The 2,462-nt window shown below is 63.7% G+C and carries 3 protein-coding genes; 1 reads left to right on the top strand and 2 read right to left on the bottom strand.

Annotation, left to right across the window (positions count from 1 at the left end; all coding sequences use genetic code 11):
- Positions 1-211: 211 nt before the first annotated feature.
- A complete protein-coding gene (locus tag FM113_RS15930; RefSeq protein ID WP_087015822.1) occupies positions 212-1,234 on the bottom strand; it encodes an ABC transporter substrate-binding protein in 1,023 nt (340 codons plus the stop codon).
- On the opposite strand from FM113_RS15930, the gene FM113_RS15925 reads away from it, so the two are divergent.
- On the top strand, positions 1,233-1,463 hold the full coding sequence (locus FM113_RS15925; RefSeq protein ID WP_087015821.1) for a hypothetical protein: 231 nt from the start codon (positions 1,233-1,235) through the stop codon (positions 1,461-1,463). The genes FM113_RS15930 and FM113_RS15925 overlap by 2 nt on opposite strands.
- A gap of 36 nt (positions 1,464-1,499) precedes the next feature.
- On the opposite strand, the gene FM113_RS15920 is transcribed toward FM113_RS15925, so the two are convergent.
- Positions 1,500-2,291: an ABC transporter ATP-binding protein gene (locus tag FM113_RS15920; RefSeq protein WP_087015820.1), complete on the bottom strand. Its 792-nt coding sequence runs from the start codon at positions 2,289-2,291 to the stop codon at positions 1,500-1,502.
- Positions 2,292-2,462 lie beyond the last annotated feature (171 nt).

The following is a 2,462-nucleotide window of genomic DNA, read 5'->3' as shown; positions in this document are numbered from 1 at the left end:
AGTCGGGGAAGTTGAGGACACGGAAGGTGAGATACACCCCGAGTGCCATCACGCCGTATATAAGGCCTAGTTCGAGCGCGCCGATCATCCGGTCTTCGGTCCTTGCCTGGGGGACAGTCGGCCTCTGGGGGCATCACGTCCATGAATGGGAAAAGCAGTGGCTGCCGCACATCTGCGCGACAGCCACTGCATCACAGTGTTGCGATCCGTTCTACTCTACGACGGTTGCTTCGTCGAGAATCGCCTTCGGGATCTCCACGCCCATGCGCTCAGCCGCGGCCGGGTTGACAACGTAGCTCAGTTCGGCCGGGGTCTCCACCGGGGTGTCGGCGGGATCCGCACCCTCGAGGATCTTGATAGCCATCTCACCGGTCTGCTTGCCGAGCTTCGTGTAGTCGATGCCGTAGGTCGCAACCGCGCCACCCTCAACGGTGCCGGGCTCGGCACCGATCACGGGGATCTTCGCCGTCTCAGCAACCTGGACGAGCGAGGCGATGCCCGAGACAACCATGTTGTCGGTGGGGACGTAGATCGCGTCGACGTCACCGAGTGCCTCGGTGGCCTGCGCGATGTCGTTTGCCGTGGTGACCGTCTTCGTGACGAGCTCAAGGCCCATCTCGTCGGCAACCTTCTGCGCAGCGTCGACCTGCACCTGCGAGTTGACCTCGCCGGATGCGTAGACGATGCCGACCTTCTTGGCGTCCGGCTTCATCTCGGTGATGATCTCGAACTGGGTCTTCAGCGCATCATCGGGGACCGCGTCGACCGTACCGGTCACGTTGGCGCCCGGCTTCTCCATCGACTCGACAAGCTCGGCCGACACGGCGTCGGTGACGGCCGTGAAGAGGATGGGCTTATCGGTGATCGCCTGCGCTGCGGCCTGCGCTGCCGGGGTGGCAACCGCGAGCACAAGATCCACGTTGGAGGTCGAGAAGGTCTGTGCGATTGTCACCGCGGTAGCCTGCTCGCCGTTGGCGTTCTGCTCGTCAAACGAGACCGTGTCGCCGTCGACATAGCCTGCGTCAATGAAGGCCTGCTTGAAGCCCTCGGTTGCCGCGTCAAGAGCGGGGTGCTGCACGAGCTGGCTGATGCCGATGCTGACCTTGTCGAGCGCCGCGGCATCGTCGCCGCCGGTGCTCTCGGAGGGAGCAGAGCAGGCGCTCAGCGTGAGTGCGGCCGCAGCGCCGAGGCTCGCAAGCGCGAGGACGCGGCGGCGAGAAGAAATCTGTCGCATGAGTATCTGGTCCTTACAAATCGGATCCGACGCGACAGTGCCACGGCGGACTGAATGGTTCGGCGTGAAAAGTGCCGACATCGCCATCGTAGACTGCCGGAGCGCACTCAGTGCACGTTCGCCGCAGATCGTGACCGGGACGTTGCGTTTGCCCTCGATTTTCTTCCAAGAAATCCTGATCCCCGCAAAAAAGCGCGCGCCGGTTCACCCGGATGAAACATCCGAGTGAACCGGCGCGCGCGGTGTGCGATTCGCGGCTGCGCGACTACGTGAGCAGCGCCCGATCGTCAAAGGTCGCGCCCTTGATCTTCGCGAACTCGGCGAGCAGCTGCGGCACCGTCAGATGCTGCTTCTCCTCCGCCGAAGCCTGGAACACAATCCGACCCTCGTGCATCATGATCAGGCGATTCCCAAGCTTCAGAGCTTGCTCCATGTTGTGCGTCACCATCAACGTGGTCAACCCACCCTGCGCAACAATCCGCTCCGTGAGATCCGTCACCAACGCCGCACGCTGCGGATCCAGCGCCGCCGTATGCTCGTCCAACAACAGGATCCGCGGCTGTGTAAACCCAGCCATCAACAGCGACAACGCCTGCCGCTGACCACCTGACAACAACCCCACCTTCGCGGGAAGGCGGTTCTCGAGGCCCAGCTCCAGCGACTTCAGCTCCTCGAGGAACAGGTCGCGGCGCGCCTTCGTGAGGCCCATGCTCAGGCCGCGACGCTTGCCGCGCTGCAGCGCGAGCGCGAGGTTCTGCTCGATCGTGAGATCCGGTGCCGTGCCGGCCATCGGGTCCTGGAACACGCGGCCCACGTAACGGGCGCGCTGGAATTCTTTCAGCTTCGAGACGGGGTTACCGTCGATCGTGAGCTCACCCGTGTCGACGGTGTAGCGGCCGGCGACGGCGTTGAGCAGCGTGGACTTCCCCGCGCCGTTCGAGCCGATCACCGTCACAAAGTCGCCCTCGTTCATCTGCAGGCTGAGGTCAACGAGCGCCTTGCGCTCGTTGATCGTGCCCGCGAAGAAGGTCTTGGAGATCCGGTCAATATTCAGCATCGTGCTCTCCTTACCGGTCCAGCGGGACGGTTACGCCGGTGGTGGCGGAGGCGACAGGATCCGGTGCCGGATCCGATCGCCGCTTGTTGTTCCGATCGCGCAGCGACGGCAGTTTCTTGAGGAAGCCCCAGCGCGGCAGCAACAACGCCGCCACAACCAACACCGCGGTCA

The organism is Leucobacter sp. 7(1), assembly GCF_900163635.1.
Lineage (GTDB): Bacteria > Actinomycetota > Actinomycetes > Actinomycetales > Microbacteriaceae > Leucobacter.
Note: the sequence above shows the minus strand (reverse complement) of the source record. Positions and strands in the feature narration are given on the sequence as shown.

Coding starts and splice junctions, on each gene's coding strand:
- FM113_RS15925 (WP_087015821.1), top strand. CDS start 1,233: ATGAGTATCTGGTCCTTACAAATCGGATCCGACGCGACAGTGCCACGG.
- FM113_RS15930 (WP_087015822.1), bottom strand. CDS start 1,234: ATGCGACAGATTTCTTCTCGCCGCCGCGTCCTCGCGCTTGCGAGCCTC.
- FM113_RS15920 (WP_087015820.1), bottom strand. CDS start 2,291: ATGCTGAATATTGACCGGATCTCCAAGACCTTCTTCGCGGGCACGATC.